The 1,128-nt window shown below is 54.3% G+C and carries 2 protein-coding genes; one reads left to right on the top strand and one right to left on the bottom strand.

Translation table 11 applies throughout. The annotated features are described in order from the left end of the window. Positions 1-108 precede the first annotated feature (108 nt). Complete coding sequence (locus ACZ6ZQ_RS38605) at positions 109-369, top strand: YebG family protein (protein ID WP_003212789.1); 261 nt, start codon at positions 109-111, stop codon at positions 367-369. Positions 370-470: 101 nt separating this feature from the next. On the opposite strand, the gene ACZ6ZQ_RS38600 is transcribed toward ACZ6ZQ_RS38605, so the two are convergent. After that, positions 471-929: an Lrp/AsnC family transcriptional regulator gene (locus ACZ6ZQ_RS38600; protein WP_469773202.1), complete on the bottom strand. Its 459-nt coding sequence runs from the start codon at positions 927-929 to the stop codon at positions 471-473. Positions 930-1,128: the final 199 nt, after the last annotated feature.

The raw sequence follows: 1,128 nt of genomic DNA, 5'->3' as shown, positions 1-1,128 counted from the left end.
TGGCTTATGCTTTTAGCTGTATATAAATACAGTAGTCGCGAGAACGCTTGGCGACACCCGAACCAAGGGCAACTCCCTTCAATACTGCACCGATGACGAGGCCGAAAAATGGCTGTTGAAACCCTGTATCGCAGTACCCGTGACCTGGAGACTACATTCGTGGATCGCAAACTTGCCGACGCACACGACCAGATGCTTGAACTGGCAGAGTCCCTGATGGAAGTGCTGTTGAAAAACGTCGAAGGCTTGAGCGAGAAGCAGGCTGAAGATGCCGGTATTTTCATGGCCAAGAACCGCGCGGCGTTTGCGGCGGCGTTCAAGAACAATGCGAGTGCATTGGCGGAGATTGGGCAGCCAGCGGCTGAGTGATGCGTTGCCAGTAGTGGCGAAAGGGCTTGCTGTGGCCGAGGGCGCTTGCTTGTGGCGAGGGAGCTTGCTCCCTTGCCACTAAAATCAGGCCATGACAACTATCAGCGCAACACCGGCAAACTCGTGGTGGACTTGATCTCCGACAAGGCCACTATCGAGTTGACCTCCTGAATCCCCGGCACCATCGAGAGTTTTTCGAAGAAAAACCGCTCATACGCTTCAATGTCCGACGTGACGATCCGCAGTAAAAAGTCCACCGCCCCCATCAGCACATAGCATTCCAACACTTCCGGAAAACCGCGAATCGCCTCGGTGAACTCAGTGAAGTTGGAACGGCCGTGGGCGTTGAGTTTCACCTCGGCGAAAATCTGCGTGTTGAGGCCGATTTTCTTACGATCCAGCAAGGTAACCTGGCCGCGAATCACGCCCTCCTCTTTCAGCCGCTGAATCCTGCGCCAGCAGGGCGATTGCGACAGGCCGACCTGTTCGGCAATCTGCGCGCTGGAAAGCGAAGCGTCCTCCTGCAACAGCGCCAGGATGCGCCGGTCGTACAGGTCCAACTCACTGTGCATAGAAATACCCGTTAATCGTACTTTCTGGAATCAGATGATTCCCTTATAAGCCAATACGGGCTTTTTTAGATAAGAAATCTCCCGCACCGAATGTAAAAATTTCTCCAGTCGAATCCGGAGAATCATCATGTACGTCGTCGAATCAGCCAACCCCGCCCCACGTGTCGATGCCTGGGCCGTTAGCAAC

This window comes from Streptomyces sp. NPDC053673, assembly GCF_055585225.1.
The sequence above is the reverse complement of the archived record's forward strand: the minus strand, read 5'-3'. Positions and strand labels throughout refer to the sequence as shown.